An 18,133-nucleotide genomic window follows, 5' to 3' on the forward strand; every position below is an offset into this window, starting at 1 on the left:
ATCCCAATGGCGGCGTTAGTGGCTGTAATGGTTATGGTGTCTGTCGGCACTTTTGATTGGTCTTCTTTAAAAGGTCTCAAAAAAGCGCCGCTCACGGACTCGATTGTCACGGTTGTGACTGTGGTTACGGTTGTTGTGACGGATGACTTATCTAAGGGTGTATTTGTCGGTGTTCTTTTAAGTGCCGTGTTCTTTGTAGCAAAAATCTCGAAGCTGAAAATCGTTTCTCATGCAGAGGATCAAAAGCTTAGAACGTATCAAGTGAAGGGGCAAATCTTTTTTGCGTCAGTGACTGATCTTACGAATGCGTTTATATATCAAGAGGATATTGAGCGGGTTGTGATTGACTTAACTGAAGCTCACGTATGGGACGATTCTGGTGCGGCCGCACTTGATAAGATTGTTGCGAAGTTTAAGGAACAAGGCATTGAAGCTGAGTTAAAAGGTTTGAATAAAGCGAGTAAATCTCTAATGAAACAGATGGCATAAAATAGAGAAGCCCAGATGAATGAGATCTGGGCTTTTTTATATAACATACACTTAAGCAGCATTGATATAATAGAGAGAAGAGAAATTTTAAATAGGGGACTTGCATATGATGCTTCAGAAGCTGAACCGTGTATTGGGGAGAGTGATGCCGCTGTTAACGCCGACTAGTGTGGTGTTGGGCGTGCTGCTGTCTCAGTTTTTAAATGGGTATGAATGGGCTGTGCCTTGGATCTTTGCTTTTATTACGTTTGCAGGCAGTTTGAGCGCGAACTTTCAATCTTTGAGACATGCATTGTCTCATCCTCTCCCTATGATTCTTGCACTATTCGTTCTTCATATTTTCATGCCGCTTTTTGCTTGGGGCAGCGGCCATCTTATATTTAAAGGTGATCCTTTGACGATTACCGGTTTAACATTGGCTGTTGTGATTCCTACGGGGATTACAAGCTTGATTTGGGCAGCGATGTACAAAGGGAATGTCGGTTTGACACTTTCGATTATTTTAGTTGATACTGTGCTGTCACCGCTAATCGTACCGCTGAGTCTTTCATTGCTGGCCGGCGCTCAGGTTCATATGGATGTGTGGGGAATGATGAAAGGTCTGATTGTAATGGTCGTGATTCCTTCTTTTCTGGGCATGCTGTTTAATCAGATGTCATCTCCAGAAAGAACTGCGTCTGTGAGCAGTGCGCTGTCGCCTTTTTCAAAGCTTTGCTTGATGGCAGTGATTGCGATTAACAGTTCAGCGATTGCTCCTTATTTCAAATCCATTGATTTGAGATTTGCAGGAATAGCTGTAACGGTATTCTTTATCGCGTTAACAGGCTATGCCGCTGCTTGGCTGATCGGAAAAATGATGAAAAGGCGGCAAGAGGAAATAGTCTCTCTTATATTTACGGGAGGCATGAGGAATATTAGTGCCGGCGCAGTTCTTGCCGTTACGTTCTTCCCGTCTCAGGTTGCCGTTCCTGTTGTGATCGGCATGCTGTTTCAGCAGATATTGGCTGCTTTGTTTGGCTATATGCTGAATCGTTTTGAATTAAAACCAATGTTGCAGAAAGCATAAAAAAACCGCTCATAGGGTTGAGCGGTTTTTTCCGTATAGCCATTCGAGCGCGTTGATGAACTGTTTGCAGAAATACTTGCGGTGGTGCACCGCTCCTTTTTCAATTGAAAGACACAACTGGTCTTCAGTGAAGCCTTTTTCTTTTAGACTTTGATGAACTTGCTTTGTTTTTTTCAGCATATGTCGCTGAATGGATTGTTTTTCACGGCCTTCTTCACTCCCGATAGACATGAAAACACGTGCAGTGCCGGGCTTTAAAGAAGATATATGAATGGTTTCCGCTGCGTTCTCGTACCAGTATGAACCTGATATAGAGCCTATTTTCCCGAACATTGACGGATATTTTAATATGGCGAACATTGAGATGAGGCCGCCTAATGAGGCACCGATCATTCCTCTTGACTGCGGTTCCCTGGTGACGTTCCAGTTTTCTTCGATTAGCGGAATGAACTGGTTCGTTATATCAGACAGATAGTGATATCCCATTCCGCCGAAGTCCGTGAACCGATCACTGAGTGATGCAGCCGGCCATGGGGTGTATTCATCAAGCCGGTTTTCGGGTTCGATACCGATCAGCACGAGTTTAGGCAGCCTTCGCTGTTGAAATGCGTTTTCTAATAATTCGATTTGGTTTTGGAACAAAGAACTGCCATCTTGCACATAAACAGCAGGAAATCTCCTGCTGTCTGTGCTGTAGGAAGGAGGAAGGTACAGCGTGAACCTCCTGTTGCCGGCTTTGTGTTCTGAAAGAGATCCTTTCAAGCATTCTCCCCCTTTTTTTGCTTGAAAAGCAGATATAAGAAATAAGGAACTCCGAGGATCGCCAAAATGATGCCTGCGGGAACTTCTGCGGGCTGAAAAAACAGTTTTCCGGCAAAGTCTGCGCTTATCACAAGAAGCATCCCGATTAAACCGCTCAGTGGCAGGATATAGCGATGTTCGACGCCAGCCAGTCTCCGTGAGATATGGGGAGCAATTAAGCCGACAAACGCCATGCTTCCCGCTACGGAGACACAGGCGCTGATGATTGCTACACAGGCTACGAGCAGGATGGTTTTTTCTTTATTTGATGAAATGCCGAGGCTTCTGACTGTGTCTTCATCAAAACGAATGGTGTCGAGCAGGCGGGATTTGCCGATAAGAATCGGTATAAACAGCAGCATCCATGGGAGTACGGCTGTGATATACGTCCAGTTAGCAGACCAGATGCTTCCGTTTTTCCACACCATGGCCATTTGATAGTCTTGCGGGTCCATTTTTAAAGATAAAAACAAAGACAGGGCGCTGAATCCTGAATTGATCGCAATCCCTACCAGAATAATTCTTCCTGAATCTAAATTGCCTCTGTGCCATGCAAATATGTAAATCAGGATCGCCGCGATGAGCCCGCCTATCAATCCAAAGAGCGGCATTCCCATCGCTGCAGCTATGGATGTCACTTCCTTCTGGCCTTGGAATAAGAGCATAAACGCTACAATGCCGGCTCCTGCCCCTGCGTTGATTCCGAGAATTCCAGGATCAGCAAGCCCGTTTCTCGTGATGGCCTGGATAACAGCGCCTGCAATGCCAAGACCGAGTCCAATAATAGCAGCCATGACAACCCGCGGGAGCCTTAAATCGAACAGCAAAATTTCATATTGCGGATTCGGGTCGATTTGAAAAAGAGTGGAGAGCAGCTCAGCAGGACGAACAGAAAATGATCCGCTCGTTAAGCTGAAATAACTGACAACAAGAATCAAAGCGATGAACAATGCATATTTTTTAGCCATTTTGCTCCCCTCCTTTTCGTTTAATTAAATAAAGGAAGAAAGGTACGCCGATAATGGATGTTACGACCTCAATCGGTGTTTCAAACGGATAGTTGATAAATCTGCTTGCGAGATCACACAGGGTTAAAAAGATTCCGCCCAAAATACAGGAGCACGGAATCAGCCTGCTGTAATCAGAGCCGACGAGAAATCTCGTGATATGGGGAACAACCAACCCGACAAACGCAATTTTTCCGGCCAGCGCTACGGCACTGCCGGTTAAAATGATGACGGAAAGCATCGCCATGATTTTAATGGTTTTTTTCTTTTGCCCCAGGCTTTTAGAAATGTCGTCCCCTAATGATACAGCGGTTACCTTTTTGCTGAGAGAAATGGCCATTATAATGCCAATCAGGAAAAACGGAGCGGCGAGCTTCAGGAAATCCGGACTCATTTGATGAAGTCTGGCACTGTACCAGAAACTGAGATCCTGAGAAATTTGAAAATAAATCGACATGGCCGCTGATAAGCTGCTGAGCAGCATGCTTGTGACTGTGCCGATGATGGCGAGCTGCACGGGGGTAAATCCGTTTGGCATCATGGCGGCAAGGCCGAATACTAACACAGCTCCTAACGCTGAGCCGATAAAAGAGTATATCATCATTTCAATCGAAGATGATTGCGGGAGCAGAACCATGCAAAGCGTAATGATAAACGCTGAACCATCTGAAACACCCATAATGGATGGCGAAGCTAAATAATTGCGCGTAATGCCCTGCATAAGCGCTCCAGAAACAGCAAGGGCTGCCCCTATGAGCAGAGCGCCGGCAGCCCTTGGAATCCGGGAATGCCATATAATTTGATGGTCTGTGTTTCCCGGATCGAAATGAATAAGAGATGTAAAAACAATATCTGTGCTAAGATGCTTTGCCCCATAAAGGATTGAAAGTAAAAGTGACAGCGTTATAGCAAATGGAGAAGTAATCAATATGATACGTGTCCACTGTTTTGAATACATACAAAAACCTACTCTGAATTAGTTTTGTGTCAATTTTTCAGCAGCCGCTTTCAGGAAACGGACTTTGCTCCAAGCTGTGCCGCCTTGTGCGAGAGGGTCCACTGAGTTGACATACACATGGTCTTCTTTGACTGCTTTAAGGCTTTTCCAGATTGGATTTTTCTCTAAATCTTTTAAGGCATCAGGTTTATCTGCATTTTCATCATCAGAAAATTGGACGAAAATATGGTCCGGGTTCATTTCACTTAATTTTTCTAATGAAATCAGCTCTTGCGCTTTTGCAGCTTTTACTTCGTTAGGCGCCTTAAGGCCTAAATCACCGTATAGTGTGGAGTTGAAATACACCTGTTCAGGGTAAATGTAAATGTTGCCTTGTCTAATTCTAATGACAAGCGCTTTTGAATCTTTCGCTTTATCGTTGATTTTTGTTTTTGTTTCTTTTAGATCTTGTTCATAGTCTGCAATAATTTTCTTTGCTTTTTTCTCTTTTCCGGTCAGCTGGGCAAGCAGCATCATGTTTTCCTTCCAGTTTGAAGAGATATGAGAAACTGGGATCGTCGTGCCTGCTGTGCTGATTTTTTGCAGCGTTTTTTCCGGAAACTTTGTTGAAGCAAGGATAACATCAGGCTTCATTTCAAGAATCTTTTCAATATTTGGCTCCATTTTTTCTCCGGTTGGTTCGGCTTTATCAGTGATGTCTTTGAACATATCAGGGAATTTGCCGGAGAATGAAATTGCGCCTTGCGGATGAACGTCAAGCAATTTCGCGTCTTCCATTGATTCAACGCTTCCCGTAATGGCGATTTTGTCTGTCGGTACAGTTACTTCATATGTTTTATCAAGATATTCAATTTTCTTCTTCTCAGATGCTGTGCCGCTTGCCTTGCTGGCAGTTGATTCATTTTTGCTGCCGCAAGCTGCCGCCGTCAGCGCGAGAAGCAAGATTAATAAGGTAAGAGATATCTTTTTCATCTATAGAGCCTCCTGTTCAATTGATAACTATTATCAATTGGAATTATAGAGAATGAACAGATATAACACCATGGACAAATTCCTGATTTATCATGGACAATCTCCGGATAGTAAAGAAACAGTTTGCTGAACGATGCGTTCGTGCCCGCAAGCTGAGTATTCATTCCACGGGTCAAGGGATAGAAGATAAACACGGTTATCTCGTACCGCGCTTAGGTTTTGCCATGCTTCTGTCTGCTGTAATTGCTGGTAGTAAGCTATGGTCTCCGGCTCTTTAAAAAGAAAAAGCATCATACAGTCAGCTTGGTAATTTGCGATATTTTCTAACGAAATCGCTTGTTCTGAAGGTGTGTCAGCCGTTGTTGCCGAGCTGAATCCTAAATCCCCAAAGAAAACTTCGCGGACACTTCGGTTATGTGCCAGATAGAAGTTTTGCTTATGCAGCCTCAAAAAGAGAAAACGCAGCCCTTGAACGTGCTGAAGTGTTTTTTTGGCGGCTGTTGTCTGCTGGTCATAATCCGCTAGCCACTTTTCTGCTTCGGACTCCTCCTTTAAAAATGAGGCAGTTTGCAGAAAGTGGGTTCTCCAGCTTTCTTCTGAAGGAAGGTACATGACTTCTGCGATGCGATTCAGGCGATCTTGTTCTTCTGGAGAAATAGAATCCATGCTGACAATCACATCTGGTTCTGCCTGCGATAACGTGTACAGGTTTTCTTCCCACTTTTCATTAAACCGGTATGCACTGAGCTGGACGGGTATATCTGTCGAATAATGCTGATAGTAGTAAGACGTCCATTTCGGATGCAGAGCGGCCGCAAAAGGTATGTGGTGAAGAGGGATGAGATGGCCCATTGTGCCCCTTCCGTATGCGGCGATTTTCTTTCGGCGTTTTTTCATATAGCTTGTAGGTGAACAGCCTGTATATTTTTTAAAGATTCTGCTGAAATAAAATTCATCTTGATAACCGGTTTGGTGTGCGATTTCTTTCAATTTGCAGTTTGATTTTGCCATGAGCCGTTTTGCCTTTGTGATTCGTGTTTTCGTAATAAATTCTGTTACGCTCTGTCCTGTCCATTTTTTAAAGCTTTCACTGTAGTGTTTGGCACTGATTCCTGCCATTTGCGACAGCTGGGCAAGCGTGATTTTTGTATCGGCATGTGTTTCGATATAGTGTTTTGTTTTTTCGATTGCTGAATGTGTATCCGTTTGATCAGATAAACTGGCAGTAAAAAGATCATAAATCAGGCTTTGTACTTCAATCACACATTTTAGCTGAGAAAGCTGAGACGATTCATTCCATAGTGCGGCAAGCTCTTGAAGCCGGACTGCAAGATTTTCGATATGTGAAACATTCATAAGCTTCAGTTTGGCTAATTCCGATTCTGTGCACGGTGTGTAAATATCTTGGCCGGCTTCCTTGATATAGCTTTGAAGCCTGATCAGACAGGCATCTATATGTCCATCGGCTGCTGGCATAAAGCCAAAGGTCTCGTTAGGCGGACAAACATAAAGTGTCTTTTTTTGCAGAGGATTGGTGTTTGTTCCGATCGAAATATAGCCGTTTCCTTTTAAATGAAAAATCAGCACGAATGAATCGGCTAATTGCTGTTCTGAGAAGAGATCACTTGTCTTTTTTAGATATTCAATTTGTATCGGTTGATAAATCACTGCATTTTGCACGAGTAGACCACCTTTTCAGAAGCTTTCAATTGATAATCATTTTCAATAAAAATTGTACCAAATAAATGAAAGTTTTCCTATATAAAGCGGGTGGGTTTTTAGCATGAAAAAAACCCTTACTTATGTGTAAAAGTAAGGGTCTTTCGTTCAGTAAGAATATGTTACACGTGTAACATACGATGCTTACGTTCTAATAAATGAGATATTTTTTTCTTGTTTTGCTGAATTGTTGGAGTGTTTTTTCATAGCTGTTTATGATGCCCTCAACCGAAGTTCCATTTTCAATTTTTGTCCTGATCCAGCCGTTGCCTGCCAGTTTATCGAATGAACCTGTTGACAGGAACTCAAAATCCTCAGGATAGAGATCGTGTATGGTTTTAATGACTGAAAGACCCGTTTTAACGGCTTCAAACTTATCTCTGTCTGTCACATAGAGCTGCACACCGTGGCAAAGCGTTCCTTGATGTTTAGAAAACGTCGGTGTGAAGGATGCTGCCCTAAATGTTACGCCCGGCAAATGGAGGCTGTTTAATGTTTCTTCAAGTTCTGTGCTTTTGATAAAGGGAGCTCCGATCAATTCGAATGGCTTTGTTGTCCCTCGCCCTTCGGATATATTTGTTCCTTCAATCAGCCCGGTTGCAGGATAAACAAATGTGCTTTCCACCGTCGGCATGTTAGGCGAAGGGAGGACGAAAGGCAATCGGGTATCGTCAAAATCCATTTTTCGTTTCCAGTGTTTCATTTTTACCACTGTAAGATCGGCATCAATATCAAATTCTTTGTTGAACAGTAAAGCCAATTCGCCTATCGTCATCCCATGCTTCAATGGAATGGGATACAATCCGACAAATGAGGCGTATTCAGGTTCTAAGATTGGCCCTTCAATATGATTCCCGCCTTGGGGATTCGGACGGTCTAGCACCATAAATGGAATGCCGTTTTCTTTAGCGGCTTCCATTGCGTATGCCATTGTATAAATGTACGTGTAGAAACGGGTCCCGACATCCTGAATGTCAAACATTAGAATATCGACATTTTTCAGCATTTCTGGAGTCGGTTTTTTCGTTTTTCCGTAGAGGCTGTATACGGGAACCCCGGTTTTTTCGTCAATGTAAGAGCCTACTTCGTCTCCAGCCTGGGCGTCACCGCGGACGCCGTGTTCAGGGCCGAATAAAGCTGTCAGTTTGATATCCGGGTTCTCGTAAAGGATATCGACACTGCTTTTCAGAGATGCGTTTACTCCGGTTGGATTGGTGATCAGTCCGATACGTTTTCCCTTGAGCTGTTTTTTATAGTCTGGCAAGAGCGTGTCTATCCCAGTCTGGACTTTAGGTTTTTTAGCCGTTTGATTCTTTGAATCGGGTGAAGCAGAGGCAGCGGTTATCGTTCCGAACATCATGAGCCCTGTCAGAAAAGCGAATATTGTTTTTCTCATGTGTCCCTCCTTATTAAAGCGGTCTTCCCGTTTTGATATTTAATCCGTAGCCAAATGGGTAAAGGGTGTTCCCTGGTTTCGTGACTGACGGAATGTCAACTGGAAGTGTGCCTTTAGGTTTTGCCTGGCCGAATATCGCCATCACTCCGGCCGGAATATTAGGTTGAAGATAACTGCCATTTGCGTATCCTTTAAAGCCATAGACTGCAATCAGTGCTTTTGCTTCTTCGAAATTGGCTGCGTCATAGGGGTTGCGCAGGCTCATTAAGACAAATGGTTTGTTGTGCTGCAGTGCGGCTTTCATGACAGCTCTCGGAAACACGGTGGCCCATTTGCTTGAATCTGATATTGTGTCGTCGATGACACCGTCGTTGACGACAGGGTCATTTTTGACGACATAGGAGCCGGTAATGATATAATCAGCCTCTTTTACTTGTTTTTCATGCTCGGCCTTAAATACTTGGTTGGCAAAGTTCATTTTGCTGAGGGATACGGGTTTGATTTTCTTTCGCTTGATGAGATCGTGAATGGTTTGTTCGATTGAAGCAGTTTGTTCTTCGTAAGGTGCCACAATTAAGATTCGGCTGCCTTTTTTAGGCTTGAACGGCAAAGTGTGCTGTTCATTTTTTAATACAGTTACTGCTTTTTCAGCTATTTTTTTCTCTGCTTTCAGGTGCTGCTGGCTTCCTACGATTTTTTTGGCTTTGGCTATTTTTTCTTTTGTACTGTCGCTGTTTCGTGCTGGATACATGCCGCGTTTTATTTTCAGGGAAATGATTCTTTCAACTGATTTGTTGATTTGTTGTTCAGGAATATCCCCGTTTTTCACGGCTTCTTTCAAAGCTTGAATGACACGTGCGAATTTCTGTTCTTCTTTCATTGAAGTGACTGAGGCTGGCATTAATGCAATATCGACACCAGCTTTTACGGCCATGACCACAGCCTCCTCCTGTCCGAAATGATCTGCAATTGCCTTCATATTGAGCGCATCGGTAACGATGACCCCATTAAAGCCCATTTCCTGACGAAGAAGACCTGTCATCACTTTTTGCGAAAGTGTAGCTGGAACCAGAATGTCCGATCCATCGAGTTTGCTTTTGTAAGTGGTGTCATCAAAGGCGGGAAACTGAACATGGGCTGTCATCACCATATCAGCACCAGCATCAATTGCTTTTTGAAAAGGATAAAGTTCGACCTCACGAAGCCGTTCTTGGCCATGGGAAACGAGCGGCAGTCCATAATGGCTGTCAACGTCCGTGTCTCCATGTCCCGGGAAATGTTTGAGGGCAGACGCGATATCCTGCCGCTGCAACCCTTTCATCGTGTATAAACCGAGACGTGATGTCAGTTCTCGATTGGAGCTAAATGACCGTACGCCGATTACAGGATTATCGGGATTATTGTTAATGTCCACGACAGGGCTGAAATCTGTATTGATGCCTAAGGCAGAGAGCTCTTTCCCGATGATGCTGCCGGTCTGATACGCATTGATTCTGCTTCTGGCTGCGCCCAGCGCCATATTCCCTGGGAAATTAGTGCCCTCCCCTAACCTCGTTACAATGCCGCCTTCCTGATCAATACTCAGCATGAGCGGGATTTTTGGACTTGCCTTTTGGTAATCGTCTGTCAGTTGGACAGTTTGTTTTGTTGTTTTTACATTTTCTGCAAAAAGGATGATGCCTCCGAATTGATATTTCTTGACGAGGCTGGCGACTTCATCATTCATTTCTGTAAGGGCTTGCGGAGAGGACTCGCCTTCCTTTTGCCAATTTCTAAAATCAGGCATCAGCATCTGGCCGAGTTTTTCATCTAACGACATACGATTGACAATCTGATTGGCATCGATTGCACGTTTGGATGCAGAGGCTTCTGTCAGTCTGGCCCCGAAAAAGCATGAAAGAAAGAGAACGGCTGAAAGGATAAGCGGAAAGACAGGTCTCATAGAAACTTCCTCCTATCGTCTAATCATTCACTCCATCGCTTCATAAATCGCGGTTATGACACTTCCATAACTGCCTGTTGCAAATTGATCACCCTCAAAGACGTTTGGATTTTCTTCCGGATCAATAACTGGTGTATGCTTTTTATTTGTTAACAATGCGATGCCTAAATTGTATGCTGGATCAATAATTGTAACTGTCCCCGTCCAGCCGGTATGCCCGTAAGCATTTTCACTGGCATGAGGGCCAAACATCCATTCCATGCTTTTACTTCCGTTCCGCCTCCAGCCAAGAGCGAATGTCAGATCTGTTGCTGAAGGTGCTGTAAACAGGTCGGCTGTTTTCTGATCAAATAAAGAAATGTTTCGATATGAACCTTTGTTTAACATGACTTGCAGCAGTATGGCCATATCATCTGCATTTGAGAACAATCCGGCATGCCCAGACACGCCACCCATTGAGTAAAACGCTTTTTCGTCATGCACCTCTCCTTGCAGCGTGTTTGTGCGGATGTTAGGGAATTGAATAACGCCGTCACGTGTATTGCCCATTCGTTCAGTAGCTGCGAACTGTTTCGGTTTAAAGCCCTTTTGCAGCGGATTGTACAAGGTATGCTTCAGCCTGAGCGGTTTGTAGAGCTCTTGCTCCGTGTAGACATCAAGCGGTTTGCCAGTGAGTTTTTCGACAATACACCCAAGTAGCATATATCCAATGTCACTGTATACGTGCTTTGTCCCGGTTTGATAATCGAGCGGAATTTTCGTCAAATATTCAATCGTTTTGTCCCGTTCCTGGGAATAGTACTTGCCGGCTTTTTCCGGCGTGTAAAAGTAAAAACTTGATGGGAGCCCTGATTGGTGCTGGAGGACATCGATGACACGTATCTTGTCTTTTCCTTTTATGTGGTCACCCGGCTGATCCTTGAAACCCGGCAAATATGCAGAAACTTTTTCATAGACGTCAAGTTTTCCTTGGCTGACTAAGCGCTGCAATGCAAAATTTGTTGCGTACATTTTTGTATTTGAGGCTAAGTCAAACATCGTGCGGGTTTTCATTTTGGCCGGACGGCGCAGCAGTTCTGATCCTTCGTACTTTTTACTGTAGCCGTATGCTGCTTTTTTTATGATGCGTCCATCCTTCACCACCACAAGAACGGCGCCTGGAAATCCTGCTGCAATATCCCGTTCTATCATCTGATCTACCTTCCTTAGCTTCTTCGTCGAGAATTGTGCAGTTTCTGCATTTATGATTTTCGGCTCAATCAAGTTGTCTGCTGTTTGTGCGAAGGTTTCATTTGGCGCAAATATCGATAGGGTTAAAATGGCACTGAATATGAACAGTGTCTTTGTTTTCACAGGCTAGCCCCTTTCTGTGCTTCTATCCCGTTTACTATCCCTAAAACAGAAACAATTTAATCGAACTGAGAAGCCATTTCATCTTTATATCCGAATGCATAGGTCAATAAAAAACCGGCCGCGTAGGAAATAAAGAGCCCAACGATATACAGGATGATTTGCGAAGGCAGGACTAGAAAAGAAAGCGGCAGTCCGGAGACACCAATCGCAATGGTGGCTACTTGAAAATAAGCTTGAAAGGCGCCGCCGATTCCAGCTCCTAAACATGCTGTTAAAAACGGACGGCCAAGCGGCAGCGTGACTCCGAAAATAAGCGGTTCACCAATGCCGAGCAGTCCCGATGGAAGCCCGCCGGCGATTGCTTTCCTCAGTGTTGTTTTTTTCGTCTTCACGAAAACGGCAAAGGCCGCGCCTACCTGTCCTGCACCTCCCATAGCCAAAATAGGGAGCAGAGGATCATTGCCAATTGAATTGATCAGTTCCATGTGCACAGGCGTCAAGCCTTGATGCAGTCCGGTTACGACGAGAGGAAGGAAGGTTGCGCCCAGAATAAAGCCTGCAGCGATGCCGCCGATGTCCAGGATGGACAGAAGGCCGGATGTAATGGCATCAGAAATGAATCCGCCTAAAGGCATAAATACGACATATGTTACGATTCCGGTGATTAACAGTGAAACGGTGGGTGTGACAATGATATCGAGTGATTGAGGAATAAAACGGCGAATAAATTGTTCGGTGTAAGCAATGAATATGGCTGCGAAAAGGACGCCGATCAGACCTCCCCTGCCCGGGAGAAGCTCTTCTCCAAATAAACTGATTTTTGCGATCTCCGGATTGATAATCAAGATCCCGGCCAAAGCCCCAAGTGCGGGTGTCCCGCCAAATTCTTTCGAAGCGTTAATACCGACGAGAATGCCGAGATAAGTGAACAGCCCTGATCCGATGACTGTCAGGATAATCGCAATTTGTGAGTCTGCAGAGAGCCAGCCTGCTTGAATAATTGCTTTGGTAATCCCAGTAATTAAACCGGAAGCGACTAGAGCGGGAATAAGAGGGATAAAAATGCTGGCAATTTTACGTAAGAAAAGTTTAAAAGGAGTGGCATTTTTCCGATTGATATCGGCTTTCTTTTTGGCGGCTGCTTCTTTGACATCGGCACCTTCTTCTGCTGACACGAGCTTTGAGAAAGCAGCTGTAACATGATTGACGACTCCTGTGCCGAGGATAATTTGTAAGGTTTCAGCTTCAACGACCCCCAATACGCCGTCAAGCTTTCTTAAACCCTGAGCATCTGCTTTGCTTTCATCGTAAGGTGTAATGCGCAGGCGTGTCATGCAATGCGTATATGAAGAAATATTGGATTTTCCTCCGCATAGCTCAAGGATTTTCTGTGCGAGATGATGGTAGTTATTTTCTTTGCTCATTAAAACCCCTCCCCTTCAAGATGCCTTATTTTATTCTCATAGATTGTATGGCTGCTCTCGTTTTATCGATATAACCGGTTGTCGTTTCATACTGCTCAGCCGCCATGCCTAAAAACAAAACATCAATTATAAAAAGCTGGGCGAGGCGGGAGGAAGTGGCTGCACTTCGAATCAAGGCTTCATTGGAATGGGCTGTATACAAAGGGACATCAGCCAGTGCGGAGACGGATGTCTGACTGAATTGTGTGAGGCTGATCGTTGTGATGCCTTTTTCCTTAGCCATGGCAAACAGTTCAATGATTTCCTGTGTCTCTCCTGAAAACGAAATGGCGAATACGATGTCGTCTTTATCTGCATTTGCGATTAAAGATGCCACAAGATGAGTGTCTGTAAACGCGGTTGCTTGTTTATGAATGCGAAGCCACTTTTGCTGGGCGTCCTTGGCGACAATGCCGGAAGCCCCGAGGCCGATAAAATGCACGGTATGAGCTTTGAGAAGCAGAGAAACCGCTCGTTCAAGCTCTTTGTAGTCCATCAGGTCTGAAGTATCCTGAATGGCTTGAATGGCATTGCCGGCCGTTTTTTCGGAAATGGAGGGCAGCGGCTCGTGGGGAACAATATCCCGGTAGCCCTGAAACGTAGGCTTTGCCAGATCGCCCGCTACTCTCATTTTTAAATCTTGAAATCCTTTTAAACCGAGTGATTTGCAGAGCCTGATGACGGCAGCGTCACTTGAATTGGCTAAGGCGCTGATTTCGTTGACCGTGCTTTCGATTGCTTTGTGGGGATGGGCTAGGATATAATCTGCAAGTTTGCGCTCGGATGGAGGGAGCTTATGTTTCATTGATTGGATGATCGCTAAACCGCCTGTGGCCATTCTAGTTCTCTCCTTATCATGGATGGTAATGTTCGATTGCTTTGTCAATGAAACCGTTTGCTTCATCGAGTAATGTCTTTGCTTGTTTCTGATCTGTGCTTGTTTTGAGCATGACGATTGCTGTTTTGACGTGATGATCGGCTTGTTCCAGAGTGTATCTGGCTGTGTCGTATGAAGCGTTTGTAAGGCTTTGGATGATGCTGATGGCGCGTTCTTTTAGTTTTTTGTTGCTGACGTTGACGTCTACCATCAAGTTTTCGTAAACCTTGCCGATTTTGACCATTACAGCGGTAGATATCATGTTTAGAATCATTTTATGAGCGGTTGCGGCTTTCATACGTGTTGATCCTGTAATGGCCTCAGGTCCGACGACAACCTCAATGCTGTGATCCGCATCCTTGCTGATGGCGGAGTTTTCATTGCAAGTAAGGGCGATGGTGTGTGCTCCGACTTTTCGGGCGTATCTTAGGGCGCCTGCGGCGTACGGTGTGCGGCCGCTTGCTGCGATGGCAATAACGGTGTCATTTGAAGTGAGCTGTATGTTTCTTAAATCTTCAGCTCCTGCTTCTTCACTGTCTTCAATGCCCTCTGCTGCCTGTAAAAAGGCTTTGGGGCCTCCAGCCATGATTCCGATGACCTGATCAGGGCTTACGCTGTAGGTGGGAGGACATTCAACAGCATCCATGACGCCGAGTCTGCCGCTTGTGCCGGCGCCTGTATATATGAGCCGGCCTCCATTTTGAAACGATTCATATGCGCAGTCTACAGCTGTTTTGATGTCGGGGAGAACCTCCTGAACGGCTGCAGCGATTTTCATATCTTCGTTGTTGATCATTTTGAGGATGCCAAGAGTGTTTGCTTTGTGGATTTCAACTGTTTGGCTATTGCGTGATTCCGTTGTGAGACGGTGAAGGTTTAATGGTTCTGACATGAGGATGCCCCCTGTTTTAAAATGATATATCTCAATATTCAGTATATTCATTTCTGTTATGATATTTCAACTATGTTTTTAAATTTTTGAAATTTTATTTCACTTAAGACTATAAGAAATGATGAAGGATCAACTGTTCTCCAAGCGGCCCGATTCTTCGCCGTCCTTTATCAAGGAACCCGCTTTTCATATAAAGGTGTTTTGCGCGTATGTTCAGATGATTGACGGCCAAGATGATTTCGTCGCACCATGGAAAATATCCGCTCACAAAAGCGGGAAGCAAAAGCATGGCTTTTTTCGCATAGCCTTTTCCGTGATGCACAGCGTTTAAAGACAGGGAGCTGAGCAGTAAAGCAAATGGATTGTTAGAATAGGAAGCAAGCGTTTCTTTTGATGCATGTAAAATGAAAAAACCGACTGGAAGGTCGTCTTTTAAGATGACAACCGGGTATCGGTCCTGTATGCCCAGAGCCTGAGACAGCACCTCTTTCGGGAGGGAGGTAAAGCGTTTGTCATCGTTGGTGAGCGTGAATGATTGGAGCTCGGGCAAGTGTTCAGGCTTATAGAAGGATAAAGAAATGTCTTGAGTCATGGGGTGGCCTCCTTACAATATGTCGTTAAGCTCGTTTTCCGAAATGACGCGGTAGCCCGCTTGTTTTAACAGTGCGGCGGTTACTCCGCTGCCGGTGATTTTTTTGCCAGAGAATGTGCCGTTATAGATAAAACCGCTTCCGCAAGATGGACTGTTTTCTTTTAATATGACGGCAGAAGCGTTGATTTCTTTTGCGTAAGCCAATGTTTTCGCGGCGCCTTCCATATATAGTTCTGTGACGTCTTCTCCTGAAGCTGTCACGATTTTCGCTGTTCCATTGAGGACATCCTCGCCAGTGCCTCCTATGATTTCTGCGGGTTCGCGTGGGGTAGAGAAGCCGCCGAGAAGTTCAGGGCAAGCCATGACTGCTTTCTTTTCATCGACTAGTTTTCTGATTTTCTCCGACGCTGCGTGAGAGCCGTTATATCTGCATTCAATGCCTCCAAGGCAAGAACTGACTAGTATCATATTGGTTTCTCCTCTCTTGCTTTGCTTGTCTCTATCATAAAATAAATGGCTTTAGTTGGGAGGCTTTTTCAGTTAAAAAAGGAGTTAAAAAGTTTGAAAATAAAAAATTTAATTTTTCTCTTTACAAACAGGGGGTGACCTGTATATAATAACTTTTGTCAGCTCGACGAGAACACAACGGCCCGTTGGTCAAGCGGTTAAGACACCGCCCTTTCACGGCGGTAACACGGGTTCGAATCCCGTACGGGTCACCATTTGGAGGATTAGCTCAGCTGGGAGAGCATCTGCCTTACAAGCAGAGGGTCGGCGGTTCGAGCCCGTCATCCTCCACCATCTTGCCGGTGTAGCTCAATTGGTAGAGCAACTGACTTGTAATCAGTAGGTTGGGGGTTCAAGTCCTCTTGCCGGCACTGTTTTTTCAAAATTTTATGTGGAGGGGTAGCGAAGTGGCTAAACGCGGCGGACTGTAAATCCGCTCCCTCAGGGTTCGGCAGTTCGAATCTGCCCCCCTCCACCATTATTGGGCTATAGCCAAGCGGTAAGGCAACGGACTTTGACTCCGTCATGCGTTGGTTCGAATCCAGCTAGCCCAGTCACAGACACCTTTGATCAAAAGGTGTCTTTTTTCTTTTCGGGAAAATCATTCCAACTTCTAACTGTTCAGTCTGTATAATAATTTTAAAAATATGTTAAGGTAGTTTATTCACGAATTACCATCTACACCCTGCCAAAAATTTGATAAACTTATTTTATAAAAAAATTGAAACCTTTTGAAACGAAGCTCGTATACATACAGACCGGTGAAGGCAGAGGTTAGATAAATATGGAAATGATGATTAAAAAAAGAATTAAACAAGTCAAAAAAGGCGACCAGAATGCATTTGCGGACATCGTAGATATTTACAAAGATAAAATTTATCAGCTTTGCTACCGTATGCTTGGCAATGTGCATGAGGCGGAGGATATTGCACAGGAAGCTTTCATCAGAGCGTACGTTAATATCGACAGTTTTGATATTAACCGGAAATTTTCAACTTGGCTTTATCGAATCGCGACCAATTTGACCATTGACCGCATTCGCAAAAAGAAGCCGGATTATTACCTCGATGCAGAGGTGGCTGGTACGGAAGGCTTGACCATGTATTCTCAAATCGCCGCAGATGGTGTTTTGCCTGAAGATGCAGTTGTGTCGCTGGAGCTCTCAAACACGATACAGCAGAAAATTTTAAAGCTTCCTGACAAATACAGAACAGTCATCGTATTAAAGTATATTGACGAACTCTCATTAATTGAAATCGGGGAGATTCTAAACATTCCTGTGGGGACTGTGAAAACGCGGATTCACAGAGGCAGAGAGGCTCTTAGAAAACAATTAAGGGATCTTTAAGTGGGGTGATGAAATGAGCTGTCCTGAACAAATTGTGCAGCTTATGCATATGCATCTTGATGGAGATATCCTTCCAAAAGATGAACACGTATTAAATGAACATCTGGAGACATGCGAGAAATGCAGAAAGCATTTTTACGAGATGGAGAAATCCATAGCGCTCGTACGGAGCACATCGCATGTCGAAGCCCCCGCGGATTTTACCGCTAATGTCATGGCAAAATTGCCTAAGGAGAAGAAAAGAGCTTCTGTAAAAAGATGGTTCAGAACCCATCCCGTTATCGCAGCTGCTGCGGTATTCATCATTTTGATGGGCGGGGGTTTTTTTAACAGCTGGCATAATGACCACAATTTCAGCGTGTCCAAGCAGCCGAATCTTGTGGTTCATAACCATACTGTGACCGTACCAGAAGGTGAGACGGTCAAAGGTGATGTCACTGTCAAAAACGGCAAGCTGATTATTAAAGGCAAAATAGACGGGGATGTAACCGTCGTAAACGGCGAAAAGTATATGGCCTCTGCTGGACAAGTCACCGGTCAGATTGAAGAAATCAATCAGTTATTCGACTGGACATGGTACAAGATGAAGTCTGCGGGGAAAAGTGTACTCGATGCATTCAATCCGAACGGAGAAGAGTAAAGCGCGTTAGCCGCTTTGCTCTTTTTTTGCGGGCTGAGAGGGCTGGCACATTTCACTTGCTAAATCGAAATGTGGTATAATGGGCTCGCTATGTAAAGTACATATGCGTAA

At 44.5% G+C, this 18,133-nt stretch carries 17 protein-coding genes and 5 tRNA genes (1 of these 22 running past the window's edge); 9 read left to right on the plus strand and 13 right to left on the minus strand.

The genetic code is table 11. The features are described 5' to 3' along the window. A protein-coding gene (locus NSQ16_RS01020; RefSeq protein WP_015252977.1) for a SulP family inorganic anion transporter crosses the window boundary here: on the plus strand, window positions 1-489 show its final stretch. 948 nt of this gene lie to the left of the window's left edge; 489 of the gene's 1,437 nt are visible here — the last part of the coding sequence; the start codon falls outside the window, past its left edge; the stop codon is at window positions 487-489. A gap of 145 nt (window positions 490-634) precedes the next feature. Continuing rightward, complete coding sequence (locus NSQ16_RS01025; RefSeq protein WP_072557088.1) at window positions 635-1,555, plus strand: bile acid:sodium symporter family protein; 921 nt, start codon at window positions 635-637, stop codon at window positions 1,553-1,555. 9 nt (window positions 1,556-1,564) lie between these two features. Here the strand turns inward: NSQ16_RS01025 and NSQ16_RS01030 are convergent, their stop codons facing one another. The 13 genes from NSQ16_RS01030 to NSQ16_RS01090 form a co-directional block, all read right to left on the minus strand. Next, complete coding sequence (locus NSQ16_RS01030; protein ID WP_089172435.1) at window positions 1,565-2,317, minus strand: alpha/beta hydrolase; 753 nt, start codon at window positions 2,315-2,317, stop codon at window positions 1,565-1,567. After that, complete coding sequence (feuC, locus tag NSQ16_RS01035; RefSeq protein ID WP_003234980.1) at window positions 2,314-3,324, minus strand: iron ABC transporter permease FeuC; 1,011 nt, start codon at window positions 3,322-3,324, stop codon at window positions 2,314-2,316. The genes NSQ16_RS01030 and feuC overlap by 4 nt, the downstream gene beginning before the upstream one ends. Continuing rightward, window positions 3,317-4,321: an iron ABC transporter permease gene (locus NSQ16_RS01040; RefSeq protein WP_015715127.1), complete on the minus strand. Its 1,005-nt coding sequence runs from the start codon at window positions 4,319-4,321 to the stop codon at window positions 3,317-3,319. Before NSQ16_RS01040 ends, feuC begins: the two co-directional genes overlap by 8 nt. Window positions 4,322-4,339: 18 nt before the next feature. Continuing rightward, a complete protein-coding gene (gene feuA / locus NSQ16_RS01045) occupies window positions 4,340-5,293 on the minus strand; it encodes an iron ABC transporter substrate-binding protein FeuA (RefSeq protein WP_014475620.1) in 954 nt (317 codons plus the stop codon). 90 nt (window positions 5,294-5,383) lie between these two features. Continuing rightward, window positions 5,384-6,973, minus strand: coding sequence for a bacillibactin transport transcriptional regulator Btr (gene btr / locus NSQ16_RS01050; RefSeq protein ID WP_029726922.1), 1,590 nt, complete (start codon window positions 6,971-6,973; stop codon window positions 5,384-5,386). A 190-nt stretch (window positions 6,974-7,163) separates the two neighbouring features. Then, window positions 7,164-8,408 carry an exo-beta-N-acetylmuramidase NamZ domain-containing protein gene (locus NSQ16_RS01055; RefSeq protein ID WP_015252972.1) on the minus strand — a complete coding sequence of 415 codons (1,245 nt, stop codon included), beginning with the start codon at window positions 8,406-8,408 and terminating at the stop codon, window positions 7,164-7,166. A 13-nt stretch (window positions 8,409-8,421) separates the two neighbouring features. Further along, window positions 8,422-10,350, minus strand: coding sequence for a beta-N-acetylhexosaminidase (gene nagZ / locus NSQ16_RS01060; RefSeq protein ID WP_230488401.1), 1,929 nt, complete (start codon window positions 10,348-10,350; stop codon window positions 8,422-8,424). A gap of 27 nt (window positions 10,351-10,377) precedes the next feature. Next, on the minus strand, window positions 10,378-11,703 hold the full coding sequence (gene amiE, locus NSQ16_RS01065; protein WP_038428285.1) for an N-acetylmuramoyl-L-alanine amidase: 1,326 nt from the start codon (window positions 11,701-11,703) through the stop codon (window positions 10,378-10,380). Between the two features lie 56 nt (window positions 11,704-11,759). Further along, entirely contained in the window at window positions 11,760-13,127 is a 1,368-nt protein-coding gene (locus NSQ16_RS01070; RefSeq protein WP_015715132.1) for a PTS transporter subunit EIIC, read from the minus strand. Between the two features lie 25 nt (window positions 13,128-13,152). Beyond that, the gene (locus tag NSQ16_RS01075) at window positions 13,153-14,004 is read right to left on the minus strand and encodes a MurR/RpiR family transcriptional regulator (RefSeq protein ID WP_015252968.1); all 852 of its coding nucleotides are present in this window, start codon (window positions 14,002-14,004) and stop codon (window positions 13,153-13,155) included. A 16-nt stretch (window positions 14,005-14,020) separates the two neighbouring features. After that, entirely contained in the window at window positions 14,021-14,935 is a 915-nt protein-coding gene (murQ, locus tag NSQ16_RS01080) for an N-acetylmuramic acid 6-phosphate etherase (RefSeq protein WP_015715134.1), read from the minus strand. A gap of 109 nt (window positions 14,936-15,044) precedes the next feature. Next, the gene (locus tag NSQ16_RS01085; protein ID WP_014475628.1) at window positions 15,045-15,527 is read right to left on the minus strand and encodes a GNAT family protein; all 483 of its coding nucleotides are present in this window, start codon (window positions 15,525-15,527) and stop codon (window positions 15,045-15,047) included. Window positions 15,528-15,539: 12 nt separating this feature from the next. After that, entirely contained in the window at window positions 15,540-15,995 is a 456-nt protein-coding gene (locus NSQ16_RS01090; RefSeq protein WP_003234960.1) for a DUF523 domain-containing protein, read from the minus strand. A 179-nt stretch (window positions 15,996-16,174) separates the two neighbouring features. Here NSQ16_RS01090 and NSQ16_RS01095 point away from each other — a divergent pair. The 7 genes from NSQ16_RS01095 to rsiW all read left to right on the plus strand — a co-directional run bounded on the left by NSQ16_RS01095 (window position 16,175) and on the right by rsiW (window position 18,022). Beyond that, window positions 16,175-16,249, plus strand: a tRNA-Glu gene (locus NSQ16_RS01095). 3 nt (window positions 16,250-16,252) lie between these two features. Then, a tRNA-Val gene (locus NSQ16_RS01100) sits at window positions 16,253-16,328 on the plus strand. A 4-nt stretch (window positions 16,329-16,332) separates the two neighbouring features. Then, window positions 16,333-16,405: transfer RNA gene (locus NSQ16_RS01105), tRNA-Thr, on the plus strand. 22 nt (window positions 16,406-16,427) lie between these two features. After that, window positions 16,428-16,512, plus strand: a tRNA-Tyr gene (locus NSQ16_RS01110). Window positions 16,513-16,516: 4 nt separating this feature from the next. Beyond that, a tRNA-Gln gene (locus tag NSQ16_RS01115) sits at window positions 16,517-16,588 on the plus strand. 230 nt (window positions 16,589-16,818) lie between these two features. Next, entirely contained in the window at window positions 16,819-17,382 is a 564-nt protein-coding gene (gene sigW / locus NSQ16_RS01120; protein WP_014478649.1) for an RNA polymerase sigma factor SigW, read from the plus strand. A gap of 13 nt (window positions 17,383-17,395) precedes the next feature. Continuing rightward, on the plus strand, window positions 17,396-18,022 hold the full coding sequence (gene rsiW / locus NSQ16_RS01125) for an anti-sigma-W factor RsiW (protein WP_003234951.1): 627 nt from the start codon (window positions 17,396-17,398) through the stop codon (window positions 18,020-18,022). The last annotated feature ends 111 nt before the right edge of the window (window positions 18,023-18,133 follow it).

Source organism: Bacillus sp. PS108 (assembly GCF_037963335.1).
GTDB classification, from domain to species: domain Bacteria; phylum Bacillota; class Bacilli; order Bacillales; family Bacillaceae; genus Bacillus; species Bacillus subtilis.